General features: G+C 41.0%; 17 protein-coding genes. 7 read left to right on the forward strand and 10 right to left on the reverse strand.

Features of this window, described 5'->3' with window-relative positions; genetic code table 11:
• Positions 1 to 49: 49 nt before the first annotated feature.
• The 4 genes from SFU91_11905 to SFU91_11920 all read right to left on the reverse strand — a co-directional run bounded on the left by SFU91_11905 (position 50) and on the right by SFU91_11920 (position 3,205).
• Positions 50 to 844 carry an RMD1 family protein gene (locus SFU91_11905; protein MDX2129728.1) on the reverse strand — a complete coding sequence of 265 codons (795 nt, stop codon included), beginning with the start codon at positions 842 to 844 and terminating at the stop codon, positions 50 to 52.
• Between the two features lie 168 nt (positions 845 to 1,012).
• On the reverse strand, positions 1,013 to 1,849 hold the full coding sequence (gene accD, locus SFU91_11910; protein MDX2129729.1) for an acetyl-CoA carboxylase, carboxyltransferase subunit beta: 837 nt from the start codon (positions 1,847 to 1,849) through the stop codon (positions 1,013 to 1,015).
• 21 nt (positions 1,850 to 1,870) lie between these two features.
• On the reverse strand, positions 1,871 to 2,251 hold the full coding sequence (locus SFU91_11915; GenBank protein ID MDX2129730.1) for a response regulator: 381 nt from the start codon (positions 2,249 to 2,251) through the stop codon (positions 1,871 to 1,873).
• 6 nt (positions 2,252 to 2,257) lie between these two features.
• Positions 2,258 to 3,205 (reverse strand): prephenate dehydratase domain-containing protein, encoded by a 948-nt coding sequence (locus SFU91_11920; GenBank protein MDX2129731.1) that lies wholly within the window; start codon positions 3,203 to 3,205, stop codon positions 2,258 to 2,260.
• Between the two features lie 46 nt (positions 3,206 to 3,251).
• On the opposite strand from SFU91_11920, the gene SFU91_11925 reads away from it, so the two are divergent.
• The 5 genes from SFU91_11925 (at position 3,252) to rsmB (ending at position 8,719) form a co-directional block, all read left to right on the forward strand.
• Positions 3,252 to 4,142: a fumarylacetoacetate hydrolase family protein gene (locus SFU91_11925; protein MDX2129732.1), complete on the forward strand. Its 891-nt coding sequence runs from the start codon at positions 3,252 to 3,254 to the stop codon at positions 4,140 to 4,142.
• Between the two features lie 112 nt (positions 4,143 to 4,254).
• Complete coding sequence (locus SFU91_11930; protein ID MDX2129733.1) at positions 4,255 to 5,538, forward strand: nucleoside transporter C-terminal domain-containing protein; 1,284 nt, start codon at positions 4,255 to 4,257, stop codon at positions 5,536 to 5,538.
• Positions 5,539 to 5,611: 73 nt separating this feature from the next.
• Complete coding sequence (locus tag SFU91_11935; protein MDX2129734.1) at positions 5,612 to 6,037, forward strand: hypothetical protein; 426 nt, start codon at positions 5,612 to 5,614, stop codon at positions 6,035 to 6,037.
• A 2-nt stretch (positions 6,038 to 6,039) separates the two neighbouring features.
• Positions 6,040 to 7,089 (forward strand): ATP-grasp domain-containing protein, encoded by a 1,050-nt coding sequence (locus tag SFU91_11940; protein ID MDX2129735.1) that lies wholly within the window; start codon positions 6,040 to 6,042, stop codon positions 7,087 to 7,089.
• Between the two features lie 298 nt (positions 7,090 to 7,387).
• The gene (gene rsmB, locus SFU91_11945) at positions 7,388 to 8,719 is read left to right on the forward strand and encodes a 16S rRNA (cytosine(967)-C(5))-methyltransferase RsmB (GenBank protein MDX2129736.1); all 1,332 of its coding nucleotides are present in this window, start codon (positions 7,388 to 7,390) and stop codon (positions 8,717 to 8,719) included.
• A 65-nt stretch (positions 8,720 to 8,784) separates the two neighbouring features.
• On the opposite strand, the gene SFU91_11950 is transcribed toward rsmB, so the two are convergent.
• The 3 genes from SFU91_11950 to SFU91_11960 form a co-directional block, all read right to left on the reverse strand.
• Positions 8,785 to 9,063 (reverse strand): NifU family protein, encoded by a 279-nt coding sequence (locus tag SFU91_11950; GenBank protein ID MDX2129737.1) that lies wholly within the window; start codon positions 9,061 to 9,063, stop codon positions 8,785 to 8,787.
• Positions 9,064 to 9,139: 76 nt separating this feature from the next.
• Positions 9,140 to 10,639, reverse strand: a complete 1,500-nt coding sequence (locus SFU91_11955) for a response regulator (GenBank protein MDX2129738.1) — start codon at positions 10,637 to 10,639, stop codon at positions 9,140 to 9,142.
• A 135-nt stretch (positions 10,640 to 10,774) separates the two neighbouring features.
• Positions 10,775 to 16,612, reverse strand: a complete 5,838-nt coding sequence (locus SFU91_11960; protein MDX2129739.1) for an alpha-2-macroglobulin family protein — start codon at positions 16,610 to 16,612, stop codon at positions 10,775 to 10,777.
• Positions 16,613 to 16,991: 379 nt separating this feature from the next.
• Here SFU91_11960 and metK point away from each other — a divergent pair, with 379 nt between their 5' ends.
• Together metK and ahcY are read left to right on the forward strand one after the other, a co-directional pair.
• Positions 16,992 to 18,191, forward strand: a complete 1,200-nt coding sequence (gene metK / locus SFU91_11965; GenBank protein MDX2129740.1) for a methionine adenosyltransferase — start codon at positions 16,992 to 16,994, stop codon at positions 18,189 to 18,191.
• 42 nt (positions 18,192 to 18,233) lie between these two features.
• Complete coding sequence (gene ahcY, locus SFU91_11970; GenBank protein ID MDX2129741.1) at positions 18,234 to 19,553, forward strand: adenosylhomocysteinase; 1,320 nt, start codon at positions 18,234 to 18,236, stop codon at positions 19,551 to 19,553.
• 319 nt (positions 19,554 to 19,872) lie between these two features.
• On the opposite strand, the gene SFU91_11975 is transcribed toward ahcY, so the two are convergent.
• The 3 genes from SFU91_11975 to SFU91_11985 all read right to left on the reverse strand — a co-directional run bounded on the left by SFU91_11975 (position 19,873) and on the right by SFU91_11985 (position 21,960).
• Positions 19,873 to 20,946 (reverse strand): hypothetical protein, encoded by a 1,074-nt coding sequence (locus tag SFU91_11975; GenBank protein ID MDX2129742.1) that lies wholly within the window; start codon positions 20,944 to 20,946, stop codon positions 19,873 to 19,875.
• A 7-nt stretch (positions 20,947 to 20,953) separates the two neighbouring features.
• Positions 20,954 to 21,352, reverse strand: a complete 399-nt coding sequence (locus SFU91_11980) for a hypothetical protein (GenBank protein ID MDX2129743.1) — start codon at positions 21,350 to 21,352, stop codon at positions 20,954 to 20,956.
• A 233-nt stretch (positions 21,353 to 21,585) separates the two neighbouring features.
• Positions 21,586 to 21,960 (reverse strand): hypothetical protein, encoded by a 375-nt coding sequence (locus tag SFU91_11985; protein ID MDX2129744.1) that lies wholly within the window; start codon positions 21,958 to 21,960, stop codon positions 21,586 to 21,588.
• Between the last annotated feature and the right edge of the window lie 33 nt (positions 21,961 to 21,993).

Here is a 21,993-nt window from a genome sequence, read left to right on the forward strand (position 1 = left end):
CCGAAAAGGAAGTTAGAACTTCAGAAAGTGTTGAAAAAATTTTGAAAGATTAGTGCCTGAAGAAAAGTTCATAGATAGTTAGAACGATTTCAAAAACAATCAGAGCAACGATATACCACTCAACCCTTAATGACCGTCGGTTTTGCATTAGGTCAAGCAAGGTTTCTGCTGTTCGAGAGACAACACTCAATTTACGCTCAATCGCAATCTGCCGTTCATCGATTTCGTAATCGTCTGAAAGTTTCAAATAAATTCGCTCAAGTTGAGGAAATTCCCAAAGGACATCAGGCTTTTCACCAACTTGAGCTCTGCCTACAAGCTTATGTTCAATTTGCAATGCGCCCCCAATATGTTTAAGCACATCTTGATCTTTGAAAAAAACGCGGGATGATTTACCAAGATCTTTCGCTAAAGGTTCAACGCGGTCAAACACCGACCCGACTTCTGATTCATAGTGCGCGAGCACGACACTTTTTGCTAAAACATCGGCTATGACTTGAATATGTGATACGGTAATCGATCGAAGTGATAGAGACAGGGCCGTGATTTGTTCTTCCTTTGCATCATCGATTCTGATGCGCAGTTCTTCGGTTTCTATCTTTTCGTATTCATCAAAGAGAAATTGGCGAAGATACTCCAAGAGTGAACGCTCTTCGGTTTCATTGACATTAAAAACCACAACAACGCCATAACGAAATATAACCCCAAATCCTGCTTGACCAACATTAAGTACCAAAGGTGGCATTGTCAAAAGCGCATCTTTTTTAATTTTCTTCATATCAAACCGCTCACCTAAATTCAAAGCGCGGGCTTGTAACGATGAAATTTCCGGAAAAATGACCATAATTTTTGTGCTTACTTTCCCTTAAGATACGAATTTTCAAGGGTCTTTGGGCTGTGGGGTGTTTTAACGAATGATCATGCTTTAGGGATTGGAATAGCAGACAACATTAGGGAAATAAATTCAAAAGGAAAAGGGGGAATCCAAAACCTTGAAATGAAGGGGAATTGGTTACGAAACGAGATTAAGCAATTTTTCAATTTTTGATTTCAGTTCTTTTCGGTGAACCACCAAATCAACAAAGCCTTTTTCTTTGAGAAATTCAGCGCGTTGAAAACCATCGGGCAAATCGCGGCGGATGGTTTCTTTGATGACTCTTGGACCTGCAAAGCCTATGAGTGCGTTGGATTCGGCAATGTTGAAATCGCCAAGCATCGCAAATGAGGCCGTGACACCACCCATCGTGGGGTCGGAGAGTAAGGAGATATAAGGAATTCCTTTATCGTGCAAGCGGGTCAGTTTCGCGGATGTTTTAGCCATTTGCATTAACGAAAGTGCAGCTTCCATCATTCTTGCACCACCGGATTGAGAAATGATAATCAAGGGTGAATTGGTGGCAAGGCTTTTATCAATTGCACGTGCAATCTTTTCTCCAACAACAGAACCCATTGAGCCTCCAATAAATCCAAAGTCCATCGCGGAAATGACGGTATTTCGACCGCCAATCGTTCCGGTGGCATTGCGAGCGGCATCGTTAAGACCGGTTTTCTTGATGGTTGAGGCAACACGGTCAGAATACTTTTTAGTATCAACGAAATTGAGCGGATCAGCGGAGGTTAAATCAGCATCGAATTCATTAAAATTTCCACCGTCAAAAAGAATTTCAAAGTACTTCAAAGGTGAAATACGAAAATGATTATTGCAATGAGGGCAGGTATAAAGATTTTCTTCCAACTGCTTGCGGTGAAGTGCCGCACCGCAATTATCACATTTCCACCAAAGGCCTTCGGGAACATCTCTTTTTTGTTCAGTTAAAATGGAAGGCTTTGCTCGCTTAAACCACGACATAATAAAATGTTTCTTTTAAGATCAAATTGCAGTTTTTTTTAAGAAAAGTCGATTGGCGGTTTCTACCATATTCATTAACCGATCAAGATTGAAAGGTTTGGTGATAAATTGGTGAATAACCCGCCGCTTTAGCAAATGTTCGATAGATTCAAAATCAATAAAACCTGACATCATGATAATGAAAATATCCGAATCAAATTCCTTTACCTTTATTGAAAGATCAGCACCGTTCATTTCCGGCATTGCATAATCTGTTAAAACCACCTGAACAAGGCCTTTATTGGCTTTTATGTATTTCAAGGCTTCTAAACCATTTGAAAAGAGATTAATCGGGTACTTATCAATAAAGGCCTCTGTAAGCATTTCTCTAACTGAAAAATCATCGTCAACAATTACAAGCATTTAATTTTATAATAATGGATAAAGGCCAAGGAGCTCTGAACTTTTACACCACTTTTGAAAGTGAGCTTCAAGCAATTTGAAATTTGGCAAACGGTTAAAAGAAACTTCTAATAAATACACAGGAAAGAAAGCTGTGTGTCTGATTGGCCGAGTTGTAAAGTGCTCAATGTGAATATTAAACCGCGAAAGTCCCCGAAAGAAATTATCGAGTCCTTCGTAGCGCTTGGCAAGTTTAAATACAAAAAAAGCCCTCAATCTTAAGCGCCTCCTCGATTTCATTTGTTCTTTAAAAGGAAATTGTGTGTCATTTTCCTCGATAAAACGAACGAAGTCTTGAAAATAACCAAATTTATGTGAATGATGGAGAGATTTCTTAAAGATGAGAAATCTTGTTTTATTCCATCCTGCGTCGGCTGCTTTGGGATGAAGAATAGAGAGTCCGTAAACTTCGGCGGCACGCTCTGAAGCAATTGCCAAACGTTTTGGGTCTTTTAATTGAGCGACCTCAAGTGCCGCGCCTGCGGTGTCATACGCTTCAATAATTCGTAAATGCGGGTGTTGGCGAAGAAAATTTTGGCATTGCATAATGGCTTGCGGGTGAGAGGCAATCTCAGATGCGGTTTCAATGTTGCTTCCGTGAATTCCCAAAACGGTATGCTGAATGGGAATGTGGGTTTCTCCTACAATTTCAACCTCTTTCTTAAACTCAACAAGTGAATCGCAAACCCCATAAACAGAGCCTCCGATGGCATTTTCGATAGGCAAAATGGCGAAGTCCGTTGTTCCATTGAGCAATGATTGAAAGGCATCATAAAAAGTAGGGCAAGGGTGCCCTTCACCAAAACGCAACGCCGCGATTTCGCTGAATGCACCTTTTTCGCCTTGATAAGACAATAAAGGCACTTTTTTAAAAGGTGGGGAAAAGTTTTTTTGACTGAATGTATGGCGTGACATGATCTTCGATTAATTTCAGCAAAATGAATTAATCCGTAAAATAAACATGAAACTTGGAACCTATATTGACCCAATTTCCGGAAAAGAGACCGTAGGGATTCTTGAAGATGGGTGGGTCTTCGAAACTGCTTATCACAAAATGCTCACTGCAATTGAATCGACCCAAGGAAATTTATCAACGATAAAAAAAGGAAATCGACAGTGGCGGCAAAGCGAGGTTCTGTGGAAAGCCGCGTTACCGCATCCAAAATCTTTCCGCGATTTCTTTGCTTTTGAAACCCATATAAAAAACGCCAGAAAAAAACGAGGCTTAGAGGTACCACCGGAGTGGTATCAATTCCCGGTCTTTTATTTTTCAAATCACCAAGCGATCATTGGCCCTTATGACGAAGTTAAAAAGCCAAGCAAATCATCGCGCTTCGATTACGAACTTGAACTAGCCTTAGTTATTGGGAAAGAATGCCGGAATGTTAAAGCCCTCGAGGCTGAGCAATTCATTGCCGGATATACCATATTGAATGATTGGTCGCTTCGTGATATTCAAATGGAAGAAGTCAAAGTGGGTTTAGGACCTGCAAAGGGAAAAGATTTTGCAACCACTTTAGGACGAGAACTCGTTACGCCAGATGAGCTTCAAACGAAAGTGCTGATTGATGAAAATGGATTACAACGGTTTGACCTTGAAATGGAAGTGTTTGTCAATGGAAAGAAATATGGCGGTGGAAATTTCAAAAGCATTTACTACACTTTTGGTCAAATGATTGAAAGAGCATCTGAAGATGCTACACTTTTCCCCGGAGATTTGATTGGAAGTGGCACGGTAGGAACCGGTTGTCTTCTTGAACTGGACAATGCTCAATTTCCTTTTCTAGAAAAAGGGGATTTGGTCGAGATGAGAATTGAATCCATCGGAGAATTGAGAAACAGAGTCGTATAAGAATCGGAAAATTTTTCTGAAAAAGTGGCGAATTGTTTTTTTATAATTAAAATGTGTTTCATTTTTGGGCAAATCTTTTTTTTGATTTCTTAATTCATTAGTCAAACTTCGAATGGAATTTTTGCGAGCAGCATTGGGAATCCTGTTTTTTATTGTAGTTGGTTGGTTGGCCTCTTCAAATCGAAAAATCATCCAATGGCGGCTTGTTGCGACCGGAATTGGATTGCAAATCTTCATTGGCGTGATGGTATTGAAGGTTGGTTTTATTCGAGATGCCTTTATTTCCATTGGTTACGGGTTTACAACTTTTATTGGATATGCTCGGAACGGTACTCAATTTTTATTTGGAAAATTGGGTGTTTTTGGAGAACCGATTGGATTTGTTTTTGCCTTTCAAGTGTTACCCATTATTGTTTTCTTTTCGGCTGTTACGGCAGGTCTTTACTATCTCAATGTGTTGCAAAAGCTTGTTTATGGAATCGCTTGGGTGATGTCAAAAACGATGAAGCTTTCAGGCGCAGAAACCCTTTCTGCATCAGCCAATATTTTTCTAGGTCAAACTGAAGCCCCTCTGCTCGTGAAGCCATTTGTAAAAACAATGACCACTTCAGAACTAAATTGCTTAATGACCGGAGGAATGGCGACTCTTGCCGGCAGTGTGATGGCAAGTTATATCAGCATGTTGGGTGGCGGGAATCCTGATGTTGAAGCCCGGTTTGCAGCTTATTTCCTTACGGCCTCAATAATGAATGCCCCTGCGGCACTCGTATTTTCAAAAATGCTCGTCCCTGAAACGGAGAAAATCAATACGAAGCTTGAAGTTTCGAAAGAATCTTTAGGTGTGAATTTAATTGATGCCGTTTCAACTGGTGCTGCTGATGGACTGAAATTAGCGCTCAATGTCGGCGGAATGCTCATTGCCTTTATTGCTATAGTAGCTTTTATGAATGGTATTCTCGACTGGGTGGGTAATTGGAGTGGATTGAATCTTGCAATAAAAAATTATACCAATAATATTTTTGAAGGACTTTCACTTCAGTATCTCTTTGGCATACTTGGCCAACCTTTTGCGTGGATGATGGGCGTGGATTGGAACGAATCTTTGGTGGTAGGAAGTTTATTAGGTCAAAAAACCGCCATAAACGAATACATCGCCTATGATTCGTTAACAAAATTTAAGGCAGTTGAAGGGCTGCTTTCACCAAAGTCAATCTTGATTGCCACATTTGCATTATGCGGATTCGCAAACTTTTCGTCCATTGCGATTCAAATTGGTGGTATTGGAGGAATGGCTCCTGAAAGACAATCAGACATTTCAAAACTTGGTATTAAAGCCCTAATTGGCGGAAGTTTAGCAACATTTTTAAGTGCAACCATTGGCGGAGCATTGTTCTAATGAATAAATTGATTTCAGTACATCAAGTTAAAGGTGGTCTATCGTGTTTTGAGTTTATTTCGTCAAGTTTATCATGAGTGAATTATCCAACCTCCCATTCGAAACCAAGAAGTCTTCAAAAAAATGGATTTTTGGACTTTTGGGTGTTGCCTCGGCGGTGGCCTTGGGCATCATTGTTTCAAAGAAATTGCCTAAAAGAGATTCTTCAAATCATAAAAAACTGGATTTCAGTTCTCGATGGAATGATTTAAAGGAAGGGGGCGAAAGGCTTGCCTCCCCAATGCACGAAAAGGGCGTCGATATTCTGGAAACAATCGATAAACTGCTGCATCATAATGGGATCAGCGGAATTCAAGTGTATCTCCGCGGCAATACGGCATTACTTATTTCAGGCGCTCATCACGCTTCCGATTTAGAATTGGCAACCGTCCTTATTCGAAAAATTGATGGCATTCAAGAGGTTCAAAGTGTGGTTTTGGAGGACACACCAAAATCATAACAATGAAAGTTGCATTTCTATTTAATCAAAAGCCGGAACCGAATTCGGATGAGGCTTCCAGTTCAAAAATATCTCCGGATGAATTTGCTGAGTGGGATAATCCCGAAACCATTCGTGCAGTTTCGAACGCATTGCGCGAACACCACGAGGTAGTGGATATTGACTGTCATCCGGATAAAATAAAAAATGTGATTGATGCGCTTCATCAATTTGCCCCCGATATTTGTTTCAACATCGTTGAAGGTGCCGGTGCAATGAGCCGTGAGGCACAGATTCCCGCGTTGCTTGATTTGCTTGGGTTGCCGCACACTGCAAGCGATGCCACAACACTGGCCATCACTCACGATAAAGCGCGAACCAAAGAAATTCTTGCGTATCATCAGATTCGTACCGCCGCTTTTCAAGTCATTGAAAGAATCGATGATCAAACCGATTTTACAGGGATACTCTGTACATTTCCGCTCATAGTGAAACCGCTGCATGAAGGGTCGAGCAAAGGAATATTTGAACGCTCTGTGGTTGAAACTCGAAGCGAGCTTATTGAACAAATTCAAGAAGTCATTCATCGTTACAAACAACCGGCGATAGTAGAAGAATTTCTCCCCGGACGGGAATTTACGGTTGGAGTGTTAGGGAATGGTGCACAGGCAGAAATTCTCCCGATTGTTGAAATTCGCTTTGATGCCCTTCCGAAACATTCGAAGGGAATATATTCTTTTGAGGCGAAGTGGGAATGGGACACGAAAGACAGTCCCGTGGAGGTTTTTGAGTGTCCGGCAAAACTTTCGAAAGATGAAGAAGATGATATTCGCCAGCAAGTTCTCAAAGCCTATCGAACACTGCGTTGCAGAGATTGGGCACGAATCGATGTTCGTTTTGACAAAAATGGAAAAGCCACGATTATTGAAATCAATCCGCTTCCCGGTATCTTGCCAGACCCGAATGAGCATTCCTGTTTGCCCCTTGCGGCAAGAACAGCTGGGCTTGAATACAACGCCCTTATTCAAAGGGTGTTAAGTGAAGCGACTCGGCGATATGGCCTCGTTGAGTGATTTATGGTCAAATTGGTTGAACTTTGATCATGTGACTTGTGTCAAGGAAATCAAACCGGGTGAGTTGTAAAATCAGAGAAGGAACTTTGAAACTGCAAAAGATATTGTGTTAATTGAAATTTGTGTGTTATCACAATCATTTTGTGATTTGTCACCGTTAATCGAAATTATCCGAGTTTTGAGGACTCATTTTGATGTATTTTAGCCCTTGAAAAGATTTTTATTAAACATTGTTGTATAAATAACCTTACTCCTCATTTTATTGGTTGTAACAACATTCAAAAATACATTATAAGTTATGACGGCACGCGAGGTCGCGATTAAAGTATTGAAGGACGTTGAATTAGGCCGGTCCAAGTCCGATACGGCACTTAATTCACATTTTCACTCGGCCAACCTTGAATCACTAGATAAAGCATTTACAATGCATGTGGTTTACGGGACATTAAGAGAGAAAATGAAAATTGATTTTGTAATCCAGCAGTTCTATCGCCACGATTATCAAAAGGTTGATATTGACATCAAAAACATTTTAAGAATTGGCGTTTATCAATTGCTTTTTCTCAATAAAGTGCCGAAGTGGGCGGCTGTGAATGAATCCGTAGAATTGGCCAAAAGATTAAAAAATCAATTTTTAGGGAATTTGGTGAATGGCGTTTTGAGAAATGTGGCCAATAATCTTGAGACCATCACCTTTACGGCTCGAGGTGGAACTTTTGCAGATCAGATTTCACTCCAATATTCACATCCAAAATGGCTTTTGGAGCGATGGATTCAGCGATTTTCACTTGGTGAAGCGCAAGATTTGATGACAGCCAATAACGCCGTTCCACGCCTAAGTTTTCGAATTAATTCCCTCAAAACAACCTTTGATGAAATGAGAAAACTCATTTCGGAAAAAGGCGTTGCTTTTCAAGAAACCGTAATGGAGGAATTTATATCTGCTGAACGGTTCTATGACTTTGACGAATTTATGTCTCAGGGGTTACTTTCAGTTCAAAGTGAATCTCAAGGAATTGCCTGCAAGTTATTAGATCCTAAGCCCGGCGAAGCGGTGCTTGATATGTGCGCGGCTCCCGGCGGGAAATCGACCTACCTTGCCGAAATGATGAATAACAAAGGGAAGGTACTCTCTTTAGATATTTATCTCAATAAACTCAAGGATATTCAAACTGCTTCAGAGCGTTTAGGAATATCGATTATTGAGACACTCAAAGTTGATGCACGAATTTATGCACCGGAAGAAAAATTTGATCGTGTTTTGGTCGATGCGCCCTGTACAGGAACGGGTGTACTAGGGAAGCGAGCCGAACTTCGGTGGAGACTTTCGCCAAATGATATTATTGCAATGAGCCGGTTACAAGAAGAAATTTTAACCAATGCCGCGACTTGTGTTAAGCCGAATGGAGAACTCGTTTACTCCACATGCTCCCTTGAGCCGGAAGAAAACATGCTTGTAGTTCGGAAGTTTTTAGCAACCCATCCGGATTGGAAAATTATGGATGCTCGTGATATTCTTCAGCCTTCTCTTCATCAGTTTATCAATCAGCAAGGTGCCGTTGAAATTCTCCCGCATGTGCATCATTACGATGGCGCCTTTTCAATCAGGCTTCACAAAGGCAATTCATAAATCTTTTTAAAACGATAAAACCGCCATTTGGCGGTTTTATCGTTTTATGAAAATTGTAACTCAGTTTAGGAAATTGCTTCAACGCGAGTAATTTCCGGAACTGCACGCTTAATCGCTTGCTCTACGCCAGCGCGAAGTGTCATTGTGCTCATAGGGCAAGAGCCACAAGCGCCAACCAAGCGAAGTTCGACAACCTTATCTTCAGTAATTCCTACAATTTCGCAATCTCCGCCATCGGATTGAAGATATGGGCGAATGGTATCTACGGCTGCAGTTACTTTTCCATAGATCTCATGTTCAGCCGAAATATATTGAGAAGCTACGGTTGCTGTTTCTTGTTGCATCTTTACAACTCCTGTTAAATTGAAAAAAATCTTTGGGTTTCTTAAATATAAGTAACTCCTCGACCGGAATAAAAATTTATTCAAATTTAAGTAAGACTAAGTTTTCACTTAGTACTGAAAATTTATCACGGAAGGTTACCCGAAAAATAGACCCTCGCTGACGTTTCACTTCTAATCGTCCTTTTAATTGCCTGACAAGACTATTGACAATCATCAGTCCAATCGAACCGGCCTGTTTGAAATCGAATTTATCGGGCAATCCAACGCCATTATCTTCAACGGCAAATGAAAGGCTTCCGGGGTCTTCGCCTTTTCCAAAAGTAACGGTAATATCGCCTTCAGCTTCTATATCGGGGAAGGCATGCTCAAAGGCATTGACAATGAGTTCATTAATTACCAAACCTGAGAGAATCGCAGAGTGGTAGTAAAGAAGAATATCTTCACATTTTAAGGAGAGTCTGATTTTCCCCCCTGAATATTTTTCATTTATCCGTTGCAAACTTTTTTCTAAATATTTTGTCATTTTAACAGAGGCAACGCCGTCTGTAACGGATAGAGAATCCAACGCACGCGCAATGATTTCAGCGCGATTAACCGCGTCTTGAAAAGTTTGTCGAAGCTTTTCATCTTTTGCAATTTGAGATTGCAAATTCAAAAGAACTGAGGTGACTTGTAAGCTGCTTTTGGATACTTGCTGCAATGCGCGGAAGTCGGACTCAACTTTCGAGAGTTTATCAAAAACGTCACGATCACTATCTCTCCGCAAACTTTTTCTTCTTGAATCAAGGTTGGTTAATGCCTTAAGTCCTATTTGCTTTTTCGGTTCGATGCGATTAAGGACAGAAATCATCCCGCTTCTGCTTCCTGATTCTTCAATGAAGTGAACCGTTTGTTCGATTTCTTTTGTGCTACCATCGGGAAATCTCAATTTGTGAGTAAATGACTCTTTATTACTCGCAGAAACGAAAAGCATATCATAACTCTCATAATCTAATGCGGTTGCAAAGTTAATGAGCGATGAAATCGACTTCCCGCGAAGTTGGTCGTTCGATTTCTCAAAAAGCTTTTCGCATGCTCTGTTGGCACTGGTGATTTTACCGTTCTTATCAGAAATCAAGATGGCGGATTGGCTGGAATCGAAAAGAATGTTGTAAAGAACTTCAAAGCGGTTTCTTTCCAAAGATGAGCGAGCTTGCTCAACGGATTGAATAACGGCTTCATGTAACCGCTCGGGAGTTAATGATACTTTTTTGAGATAACTCTTCACGGATTGATGTTTCCGAATCGAGTTCAAGTCGCTTGCATTGGTAATAACAACAATTTGGGGATGCTGGAAGTTATAATCCTCGCGAAGGAAAGTGACAAATTCGATGCTATCCATATCGGGAAGAAAATGATCGAGCAAGATGCAATCGGGGTTTTCTTTTCTGGCAATCGAAAGCCCATCTGACCCATTGAGAGCGATATGGACTTGATAAGTGTGTTTTGTATCTCTCGCTAAATACCGCTTTAAGAGCTCGCAGTTTTCAAGATTATCATCAACAATTAACACTGAGTAAGTGCTTTTGCTACTCATAAAAATAAGAATACAATGGCAAGGCGATGAAGTGATAAGTTTAGTAAACAGCAGTTAACTGAAATTTACAAAAAAAATGAACCCGAAAAGAAGGTCTTTTCGGGTTTATGATTTAGAGCAAAAAGTCTTGAATTCTTAATCTTTGATCACGACAGAGCTTGAAGCGGTGCGGCCATAGACCTCAGGCGAATACATTTGCTCAACGCTTGAAGGGGGTAATGAAAATGTTCCATAAGTGATTGCTCGGCAAAAATAAGTGTATTTATAAACCCCTTTGTCAAGTGTTTCAGCAAATAGCGTTAGACGATCGTCTTTGAATTCGCTAAAGTCAAATCCATATCGGCGGATTGGATAGTCGTATTCAGATTCGCCTTCTTCATATTGATTATTAGTTACTTCTTGTTCTCTTTTCATAACGGTTGAATTCACTCGCAAACGAGGATTAATTGCTTCAAACCCCGCCGGAAGTGGATCGGATAGGGCGATAAAATTCATTTCATAAGGAATTGACACTGTCAGCGTCACTTGCACGACATCGCCTGCCTTAAATTCATTATGCTTAAAGCCCTCACGTTTCACAAGTGGCTTAATTTCTCGCATGATACTTATTCCACGATCTACCGACTTCAATTGATAGGTTGGGAAATAAGTTAACCTTGCGCCGTAATACAATTTTCCAATGCCTGTTTTGGCGATGGTCAGTGGTAACGATTCGCCTTTTGCAAAATTTTCCAAAGAACTGCTGGTAACCTCTTGCTTAATTGAGCGACCTTTGAAGGTTGTCGAGAGAAGTGATTGAGAAGCAACTGTAAACTCTATTTTGAAATTCGGTTCAAGCGATTCAAACCGTGTGAAGTATTGATTCAAGGCCTCAAGAACAAAAATGTTATCCTGCGTATTTTCCCAATGTCCTTTTTTCTGCTTCTTTAAGAGCCACCGAACCGATTTGGAAACAATCTCATCTGGGATCACATTGCTTCGACTCTCAAAAGCAGCGATTAATACGCTTGCTGTGGTTTTCGCGGGAGAACTGAAAAACCAAACCCCACCTGCTTGATCATTGTTCTCAAAATGGCAGGTTTCAGATTCCATTTTAGCAAGCGTGAGTACTTCATTCAACAAGATTTCAACTCTTTTGGAATCTTCTTTTTGGGTGACACTCCCTTTACCGAGTGCCGCATAAGCTCGAATTAAATAGGCTTTTGCATCCATTGGCAGAATCGCTCTATTTTCAAACATTGAATTTGCCATTGATCGAGCGTATGCTTTATCGCCTGAAAGTGTTAGGGCATAGACAATGAACGCATTTGTGACATTATCATAACTTTGGCCGTAGTAACTGCTTTGATTTTTGTACAAAACTGATCTGAGATAGGTAATGGCTTTCGATTTCATTGATGCCTTGAATTCAATCCCTTGCTTTTCAGCGAGAATCATCGCATAAACCACATAAGCGGTGAGATAATCATAAGGTACTTCGCCATTGGGCCAATAAGAAAACCCACCACTACTCACTTGGTATTTTTCAAATTCCATCATAAGCCGTGAGAGTTCCGCTTTGTATCCTCCCTTAGCCGTATCAAGGGCGGTTTGCAACTTGAATTCCTTCAAAAGAGACTCTGCTACGAGATAGGGCATCATCTTTGAGGTTTTCTGCTCTAAGCACCCGTAAGGATAATCAAAGACATACATCACCGCTTCTCTTAACCCAACTAACGCTGAGGAAGAGGCTTGTACAGTGAGGTCTCCGGCATTGGGAAGAATGGCTTTAGGGATAGAAATTTTTTCTGTGATTGTAGAATCGGTAGAGCTGAAAACTGAAAGAACTTCTTTCACTTCAGGGAGCTGAATGGGAACAGGGACTTGAATGGCATCGCGATATCTCGGAGATTCGGCGGTAAATCGGAAGATGGCTGTTCCACGTTTTTCAGCTTTGAAGGCAAAGCGAACTTCTTTGGATTTTCCGGCTTCAAGTGTAATTGACGAATTTTTAGTACCTAGACTTGAAATGCCTTCGGTGAGGTTGTTAAGTGAAACGGTCATTGGTTCATCGGTATAATTATGAACTGAAACACCGGCTTCAAAGGCATCACCCACTCGAGCAAAGCGAGGAAGCGAGGCTAATAATAAAAGCGGTTGATTGACAACGATATCTGTTTGTGAATACCCAAAATGCGTGATTGAATGCGCATCTGCCATTAGTCGGAAGGTGGTCATGTTGTCGGGCAAGGTAAACCTAACGGTTGCTTTTCCATTGGCATCGGTCACTAAGGTGGGATTCCAATAGGCTGTTGTGATAAAGTTTTGACGGAAGGCATATCCCCCGATACCGGCGCCGCCTTTATCGCCACCGCGCGCTTCACCCTTTTCACCGTAGTTGCGTTGCTCAATCAGTTTCAGACGGCTTTCTGTCCCGATTACGCCAAGCCCGCGCTCTTGATAAAACGCCTCAAATAAATTTGGAAAAGTGTAACCAATAAGATTCAAGACACCGGCATCAACAGCGGCTAAAGTAACTTCCGCTTGAACCGGCGAACCGTTTTGATCGGTTACGAATACCTCTGCTTCTACCGTTTCTTTGGTGTGGAAATTTTTCTTTTGTGGGGTAATTCTAACCTTAAGTTGTCTACTGTCTTTGATGACTGAAAGTTTTGTATAACCCAATCGGAATTGAGGTTTACCAAAATCATTTTCTCCTTTTTTGGGATAAGAGACTCTGCCCTTTAACAACGCCACAGAAACATACACATTGGGCAAGTAATCCTCCTTGATGGGGATTTCAATCGCGCCGGATGTCGAGGTTAAGGTTTGAACCCGATGATCAAAAATGCCTTCTCGTTCAACGGTAATCAATGCCGTGGCGGTATCGAAAGGTGATTGTACAAGAATTTTTGCAGTTTCTCCGGGCTTGAATTCCTTCTTGTTTGTGACTAGCTCAATTCGATCATGATCTTCCCGCTCCCACGCAACATACGAAGCGCCGTAAGCATAGCAGTATGTTTCGCTGCGAGTGATATTTCCTCGAGAATCTGTGGCAGAAGCGCGAATAAAAAAGATTCCAGAGCCTTCAAGTTTCAGTTTTTGTGAACTTGCGCCGCTTTCGGAAGTTGAAACCGTTATTGTTTTGATGGTGCTATCTACTTGCTGCGATTCCCACTCATAGCGGCCGCCAACGCCGGCACGCTTGACACTGATCCATTGTCTGCGAACCAATTCGACCTTCACATTCGATTTTACAGCTTTTCCTTCCGGAGTGGCTGTGACAATCTCAATTGGAAGTTCATAATTTTCGGAAGCAAAGGTGGTTTGGGGTTTCAAACCAATATAAAATTCAGCGGGGTGGAAAATCACTGATGCTCTTTCTGAAATGGTTTGACGGGTGTTTGAAGTAATCTCGGTCTCTAATGTAAGCAAAGCCGGTTCGGTAGTTTCAAAATCCGTTTTTAAGGAAAGGGTTGCTTCGCCCTCTGCGGAGAGGGTTCCCTCACCTTGTCCAAGATTATAATTTCGATCGACATATTCCGAAGACCAGCCAAGTGGTTGCCAGAAATAGCCATCAAAGCCTGTGATTGAAAGGCTTGGCAATACGGCACGATTTAAATTCCAACGGTAGGTGCTCTTCGACATCGGTGCGCCAAAAAGGTATCTGCCCTCAATCACGGCTTTAAGCGGGGAACCGCGCACGATGGAGCGCTCGCTCGGGATGACCTTTGCAGTGAAGGTTGCCGGTTTAAAAGCTTCAACTTGAAATGAACCGGAGCTGAGATATTCATTTTTCGCATTTCGTAGAGAAATGGAATAGTAGCCTAATTTCGCTGAAGTGGAAAGTGAAAGGGAATCGGCAAATGCGCCGTATTTCTTATCGGGAGAATATGTTTTTTTGAATATGACCTCATCGCGAGCATCTCTAACCTGAAGTTCAATTGGTGTGGTGAGATTTTCCCAACCTCTCAGGCCATATCGGCGAGCAATGCCTTTGAAGAATACTTTTTCGCCGGCTCTGTAAATTCCGCGTTCCGTAAAAAGCTCAACCCGCTCGTTGTTGCGATCGGTATTATAATCAGCGATTCCAAATCGCCACCGCTCGATACCGTTGTCATCAGAGGAAATTACAGAGGTCTCGCCGTTATACTCTGTAACGATGACAATTCCTTTTTTTCCGTAATCGCCGTTAGCGTGATGAAACGCTATTTCATTTGAATAAAGATTTCCTGCTAAAGCGACACCATCCGAATTGGTTTTACCTTCCCATACTTTTTTCCCGTAGGAGTAAATTCGAACATCGGCGTTGGGGAGAGGCTGCGCATTTGAGAGTTTTGTTACCAATACACGGGCATTGTTCATTCCGAATTTAGCAGTAACCCCTAAAGAGGTGAGATGAACAAGCGCAATCTTATTGAGGTAGTTTTGGTTTTGATTAAAAGGAATAGCGGTTTCAACCAACACAAACCCTGATTTACGATCGGGGCTGAGCGCTTGCCTTAAATCCCACTTTTTTCGAAACTCAGTATTTTTTGTGTTTGGTATCTGAACTTTATACTCCTTCATTCCAGAAGCGGCTAGAGATCTAAGATTTCGTGAACTCCAGTAATCATTGCTATTTTGGGAAGAATAAAACTGAACAATTTCTGATGAAGAAACTTCGCGGTAACGAAGCGTGAGCGAAGGAATGTTCATACCGACGAGCGAGAGTCCGGGAAAAACGGATGAATCGGCATTCGGAAACTCCGTTTCCATCAATCCGACCCCGTCAGGCATCATAAAATAGGGTTCATAATCGCCTACATTGACGATAATCTCGGCCTGTTCTTTGAGATTTTGCCCATATTTATCCACCAATTCTTTGCCCAAACGAACGACATATTTTGTATTTGGTTTGAACCGACGATATAAATAATGATAAGTGGTGTTGTATCCCGAACTTTCAATCGAAAGGGTATCGGCAAACGGCGTAATGGAAATCAGACGCCTAAGATCAAGATTAGAAACAGGCGTTGAAAACTGCAAGTCGGGGTAAGTGCCGGCAGGAATTGAAAATTCCTTTTCACCCTTATAATAAAATTCCTCTCTGAAATTGAGGGTATGAACGGAACTTGAAGCCCCATCTTTCAATTGAAGCGTAACTTGCTCAGAGGGTGATAGTTTCGATGTGATTGTTAAGATCGCGATTCGTTCAGTTGGGGTGCTGTTTAAGAGGTAAATTTCATTGTACTTTTCAAGCTTTTCAAAGGACTCAATTTTTTTCTTTTTTTCCTCATTGGTTAAAAATTTTAAGGTGTATGTCAGTTGCTCCGATTTGCTATTGGTAAGCGAAATCAGTTTTTTGACTGATTCATCGGCTTTAAAACGAAAGCGCAAAAAGATTTCATCATCGAAATCAAGTTTTTCCCATCTCCCGCTTGGCTGACACTCCACAATCCGTTGCCTTGGGGTAGAAAAAGAAAATTTGTAATCCGCTTTATCTTCAAATTGCTTGCCGTTAAGTGAACTAATAGATTTTGGAATCGCCACTTCATAAGTTGTTGAAGGGGGGAGCGTATCGGCAGGGGTAAAGAGAATCGTGCGACTCCCCAGCCAGCGGATGGTTCCCGGAATTTCGGGCGTGAACTTTAATAGGGTGTTTTTTTGTGGGTTTTGTGTTTCTTCATTGATTTCCACCATCGGTTGGTTGAAGAGAATAGAAACTTCATTCACCGCTTCAGATTCCGTTTCTCCGGTAGGCGAAACAAACTCCACTTTAAGAAATAGAAAACTGATATCACTTTCCTCAGCAGTTTCAAAAGAACCTAATCGCCCGGACTCAAACGGGATTTTATTTTCCGGCGTGTCTTCTTTTTTGCACCCTGTTATCAAAATGATTGTCAGGATGGCAAAGAGAAAGGCATAGTTTTGACAGTAAAGCGTGAATCGTTTGAAGTGATGAATGAACTTAAAGCATAGCGCACAGAATTGTGCAAGGTCTGACATTGTCATGTTCGAAGGGCAAGTTGGTTTTTTTGAAAATGCTTATAAAGTTACACTTTGAAATGAATTCGAGGCAGAAAAAAAGCAATTGCTAAGGGCATTCACTTTTGCGGCAATCTCAAACTTGGTGCAAAAACTTGGTAAATGAAAAGATGCGCCGTATATTTGCAACCGCTTTTCGTTCCCAATATGTTTGGACACGGCGAAAAGTCGAAGCTGAAAGGCTTTCGCTGGCAGAAATGCTTAGGAAATGCAACTGTGTCTGAACAAATGTCATTCTTGCCTTTCCAAGTGGAAGGCTTTTTTGTTTTAAATGCTGCGGCTAAAAGGATCCTTTTTTGGAGTTCGTTTTTTTGTCAATTCGTTCATTTAATAAAACCGGTGCACTATGGCACGATATCTATTTACATCGGAATCCGTTTCCGAAGGGCATCCCGATAAGGTTGCCGATCAAATTTCTGACTCCGTTCTTGATGCGATTTTGGAGCAGGATAAAGATGCAAGAGTTGCTTGCGAAACCTTTGTCACAACCGGCCAAGTGGTTGTTGGTGGAGAAATTACCACAAAGGCTTATGTGGAATTCTCTGATCTTATCCGTGGGGTAATTAAGGATATTGGTTACACCAAGGGTGAATACATGTTCGAATCCAAATCGTGCGGTATTCTTTCAGCCATTCACTCACAATCGCCGGATATAAACCGTGGGGTTGACCGCAAAGGTGCAAAGGATAAATACGAATCTGTTGGCGCCGGAGACCAAGGCATGATGTTTGGCTTTGCTTGCAAAGAAACACCTGAATTAATGCCTGCACCGGTTAGCTTTGCACATAAGCTTGTCAAAAAATTGGCCGATCTTCGAAAAGCAGGGAAGGATATGACCTATCTTCGCCCCGATGCCAAAAGCCAAGTCACCCTTGAATACGATAACAACAAAGTCATCCGCGTTGATACTATTGTGGTATCAACCCAACATGACCCTGAACCCGCCGGCGTCACTGAACGTGAATTTCAAAAGCGGATTAAGGATGATATTATCGCCAAAGTCATTACGCCAACGCTTCCAAGCTACTTGCTTGACCGCAATACCAAGTTTTTTATCAACCCAACCGGTCGTTTCGAAATTGGCGGACCTCACGGCGATACGGGCTTAACCGGACGAAAGATTATTGTTGATACCTATGGCGGTGCAGCCCCGCACGGTGGTGGTGCTTTCTCGGGCAAAGACCCCTCGAAGGTTGACCGCTCAGCCGCGTATGCTGCCCGTTACATTGCGAAGAATGTGGTTTCTTCTGGCCTTGCCGAGCGTTGCACCGTTCAGGTGTCGTATGCTATCGGTATTGCAAAACCTGTGTCGATTTATGTCAATACACACAGCACCGGAATGAAAGGAATCACTGATGCCGAGCTTCAAGCCAAGGTTGAAAAACTCTTTGATCTTCGCCCGCTCGCGATTATTGAAACCTTCGGCCTCACCAAGCCAAAAGGGTGGTCATATAAGCAAACCGCTGCTTACGGGCACTTCGGCCGCGACATCTTCCCTTGGGAAAAAGTTGACCGCGCCAAAGATTTGCAACGCGCTTTCAAATAAACTTGTAATCGAATCGACTCTAATAACTTAAATACAGAAAAAATGGCTACAACCGCAGAAGTCAAACGCTTACCGTTTAAGGTAAAAGATATTTCCCTTGGCGATTGGGGAAGAAAAGAAATTCGCCTTGCCGAAGCTGAAATGCCCGGCCTGATGCAAATTCGTAAAGAATATGGCGCACAAAAGCCGCTCAAAGGCGCTCGCATTGCCGGCTGCTTACACATGACCATTCAAACCGCCGTTTTAATCGAAACCTTGATTGAGCTCGGCGCAGAAGTCAGCTGGTCATCGTGCAATATCTTTTCAACGCAAGACCACGCCGCCGCAGCGATTGCCAAAGCCGGAATTCCGGTTTATGCGTGGAAGGGCATGAACGCCGAGGAATTTGATTGGTGTATTGAGCAAACCCTTTTTGCCTTCAAAGATGGGCAACCGCTCAATATGATTTTAGACGATGGCGGCGATCTCACCAATATGGTGCTTGATAAATACCCCGAGCTTGTGGCCGGTATTCGCGGAATCTCCGAAGAAACCACCACCGGTGTACACCGCCTTTATGAACGCCAGCAACACGGAACGCTTCCGCTCCCGGCAATCAATATTAACGATAGCGTAACGAAATCGAAATTTGATAACAAATACGGCTGCCGCGAATCATTGGTGGATGCCATTCGCCGTGGAACGGATTTGATGCTTGCCGGTAAAGTGGCGGTTGTTGCAGGCTTTGGTGATGTGGGCAAAGGCTCTGCGGAGTCGCTTAAAAATGCCAATGTGCGCGTCATCGTAACCGAAGCTGACCCAATTTGTGCGCTTCAAGCGGCAATGGAAGGCTATGAAGTTAAAAAGATGGAAACCGCCGTGAAGGAAGCCGACATTGTGGTGACCGCCACAGGAAACGAAGATATCGTGACGGAAAAGCACTTCCGCTCAATGAAGGATAAAGCCATTGTCTGCAATATCGGCCATTTTGATACCGAAATTGATATGGCGTGGCTCAATAAAAACTACGGCCATACCAAGATGGAAATTAAGCCGCAAGTGGACCTTTACAACATTGAAGGGAAGGATATCATTGTGCTCGCTGAAGGCCGTTTGGTGAACTTGGGCGTGGCGACCGGGCATCCGTCGTTCGTGATGTCGTGCTCCTTCTCCAACCAAGTGATTGCCCAAATGGAACTTTGGCAAAATAGCAAGAGCTATGAGAACAAAGTGTATATGTTACCAAAGCACTTGGATGAAAAGGTTGCCCGCCTGCACCTTGAAAAGCTTGGCGTTGAACTCGAAGAGCTTTCTGAAAAGCAAGCCAAGTATATTGGCGTGAAACAAGAAGGCCCATTTAAGCCGGAGTATTATCGGTATTAATTCTGCACCGAGCAAAATATAAAAAAGGCAGCGCGAGCTGCCTTTTTTTGTTTTTCTTTTTCTCACGTCCTGAACATCGGGAAACTGTGAAGGTTTCTGATGGTCAAATTGAGATGTTTTGAGTTTAAGAAAAGATTGGGAGAAAAGCAAGGGGGGATTAGAATCAAAAAAAATTATTTAAGACTAAGGTAAATGGATATGTTTATAGTAGCCTTAGCTTCACTACCGTTTCTAAATGTACAAAACCCCATAAAAAAGCACAAAAGTACTTGTTAGAGCCTCCGTCCAACAAGCCACAAATACAATGTAGGTCTATGACTTACTGTACTAATAAATAGTTAAAATTAACTATTGGAATTAGATTTTTGAATTTAAGATCATTTGTGTAATCGGTTCTAAGTCCAAATTGTAATGCAATTGTATCATTAATTTTGAATTCGCCACCATAAGCAATCGTAATTGTTTTTAATTTGTCATTGGATGCATTATTATATAAGGCTTCAATAAAAAAATTTGAATTAAGGCCGCCATATCTACAATTCGCACCAATGGTAGTGATGTTATTACCCGAAACAGTTGAGTATTTAAACATTCCATTTATTAATATTTTTGTACCGATACCAAAATTTCCACTAATCCATAGAGCTGAACCATTATTTTGAAATGATAAACTATCAATTGATTGGCTTAAATAATTATAAACTTGACCATAACCTACATCAATAATAGTTGTATTCCAGTTAGCCTTTTCGAAATCTTCTTTTAATTTGCCTAATTTTGCAAAATGAGCAATGCTATCTTTTGAATAAGCATTATTCAAACTGTCATAAGCTCTCCTTAACGATTTCATTTTCTCAGGATTTATTGTAGTATCTATCATTTCAAATTCTATACTATCTCGCGCAACACTTACTTCTCTCTTCGCTTCAAAATTGCTTACCTTCTTTATATATGAAGTATCATAAATCGGATTTGCCTTAGCATATAAATTCACTTTTGCTCCCCAAGCTAAAGAATGAATACTCTCTTTAGTAGACGTACCTATGGATACTGTCAAACTTGAAAAAATTTTTTCTAAATAAGAATTTTTAGAAAATTCATTATAGTCTGTGTCGTTATAAAAGAAAAGCCAAACTGGCTGAGCTTCTATCGCCAAATTTGATGCTATTTTATTGTCTTTCACAACCCAATCAAACTTAAAGTCTTTTGCAAACCCCGGACGATAAACTTGGGTTGGATTTATATCAAGTAAATTAAAAGCTATAGAAGATGGCAATGAAAAGTTAGTTGCACTAACTACTGCTTTTAGAGAGTCTTTGGTTGGCTGCCCAAAAACTTTTGAAGTTGGAATGATAACTATGATCCAAAGTGTTGTTAATAATAATTTTCTCATTTTCTAATTAAATTTTTTGAAAAGTGAAATCGTGAATGTATTGTTTGTAAGGTGGGGGTGCAGTCAGGCTGTCTTGAATTACATTATAGCCATTTGGATCAACATTTAAAATTTGACCATCTTGGTAAAATAAATATCGTACGGATATTTGAGCGTAATTTGGCAAAGGGCCATATCGACCATTTATTCGTAATGTAATGTCATTTATTGAGATTAAATCAAATGGTAAAACGAAATTATCTGGATATTGGTCGTGAATACTGTGGATTTCATTTGGGTAAAGAGGTGATACATTACCAATTAGATTATTTCTATACCATAATCTAAATTCACCTAAACAAGGTGGACCACTCTTTACCATAAGATGAATTAAACCTCCATTTTGATTGAATTGAACTAATGCCATATTTGTATATTTTAAATTTAAAAAATTCTCTAAAAATCTATGACCTAACTTATTTCAGTTTGCTTCATTGTAGGATTTTGCAGCAATCAACCGTTCATTTGCTAAATCATATATTGAAGCGATATAATCGATTTAACTTTATAGTTAGTAACCTAAAGTGAGTTCAGTAAGTTATAGCTATTATTGTATCCTGAACGATTTAACTTTTGCTTTTGAGACATTTAAGATGTTAATTATGTCGTTTCCTTAAATTCCTCTTTACAAGAATCTGAATTCATAGTAAGTAAGAAATATGGGTTTTTTTCATCCTTATACTGTATTCGAAAGGTTAGGAGAGTGTCCTCATCTAATGAATTTAAGCTACAACGTTTTTTTTCAACAGCGTAACTTTTAGGACCATAGGTGAAAGATAGCCACCAGTAATCATAGCCATCTGAACCTGATTCAATAGTATAAAAAATTGATTCGGAGTTTCCTTCCATTGTTCCTATTGGAAATGAAACATCATTACCACCATTTCCATCCCAAAAATGCCTAAATACAACATCATTAATTGCTTTAGGAAAGCCATTTTCGATTCTAACTTTGCAGCTGTATTTGGTAGCCATAGCTATTTTAAATTGAGTAGTTAAAAAAAATAA

This window comes from Chloroherpetonaceae bacterium (assembly GCA_033763895.1).
Classification (GTDB): Bacteria; Bacteroidota; Chlorobiia; order Chlorobiales; family Thermochlorobacteraceae; genus JANRJQ01.

Excerpts from the sequence above, each read along its gene's own strand:
- SFU91_11975 (MDX2129742.1), bottom strand. The coding sequence starts at position 20,946 with ATGAGAAAATTATTATTAACAACACTTTGGATCATAGTTATCATTCCA.
- rsmB (MDX2129736.1), top strand. The coding sequence starts at position 7,388 with ATGACGGCACGCGAGGTCGCGATTAAAGTATTGAAGGACGTTGAATTA.
- ahcY (MDX2129741.1), top strand. The coding sequence starts at position 18,234 with ATGGCTACAACCGCAGAAGTCAAACGCTTACCGTTTAAGGTAAAAGAT.
- SFU91_11935 (MDX2129734.1), top strand. The coding sequence starts at position 5,612 with ATGAGTGAATTATCCAACCTCCCATTCGAAACCAAGAAGTCTTCAAAA.
- SFU91_11930 (MDX2129733.1), top strand. The coding sequence starts at position 4,255 with ATGGAATTTTTGCGAGCAGCATTGGGAATCCTGTTTTTTATTGTAGTT.
- SFU91_11905 (MDX2129728.1), bottom strand. The coding sequence starts at position 844 with ATGGTCATTTTTCCGGAAATTTCATCGTTACAAGCCCGCGCTTTGAAT.
- SFU91_11955 (MDX2129738.1), bottom strand. The coding sequence starts at position 10,639 with ATGAGTAGCAAAAGCACTTACTCAGTGTTAATTGTTGATGATAATCTT.
- SFU91_11985 (MDX2129744.1), bottom strand. The coding sequence starts at position 21,960 with ATGGCTACCAAATACAGCTGCAAAGTTAGAATCGAAAATGGCTTTCCT.
- SFU91_11940 (MDX2129735.1), top strand. The coding sequence starts at position 6,040 with ATGAAAGTTGCATTTCTATTTAATCAAAAGCCGGAACCGAATTCGGAT.
- SFU91_11915 (MDX2129730.1), bottom strand. The coding sequence starts at position 2,251 with ATGCTTGTAATTGTTGACGATGATTTTTCAGTTAGAGAAATGCTTACA.
- SFU91_11920 (MDX2129731.1), bottom strand. The coding sequence starts at position 3,205 with ATGTCACGCCATACATTCAGTCAAAAAAACTTTTCCCCACCTTTTAAA.
- SFU91_11925 (MDX2129732.1), top strand. The coding sequence starts at position 3,252 with ATGAAACTTGGAACCTATATTGACCCAATTTCCGGAAAAGAGACCGTA.
- SFU91_11960 (MDX2129739.1), bottom strand. The coding sequence starts at position 16,612 with ATGACAATGTCAGACCTTGCACAATTCTGTGCGCTATGCTTTAAGTTC.
- SFU91_11980 (MDX2129743.1), bottom strand. The coding sequence starts at position 21,352 with ATGGCATTAGTTCAATTCAATCAAAATGGAGGTTTAATTCATCTTATG.
- metK (MDX2129740.1), top strand. The coding sequence starts at position 16,992 with ATGGCACGATATCTATTTACATCGGAATCCGTTTCCGAAGGGCATCCC.
- SFU91_11950 (MDX2129737.1), bottom strand. The coding sequence starts at position 9,063 with ATGCAACAAGAAACAGCAACCGTAGCTTCTCAATATATTTCGGCTGAA.
- accD (MDX2129729.1), bottom strand. The coding sequence starts at position 1,849 with ATGTCGTGGTTTAAGCGAGCAAAGCCTTCCATTTTAACTGAACAAAAA.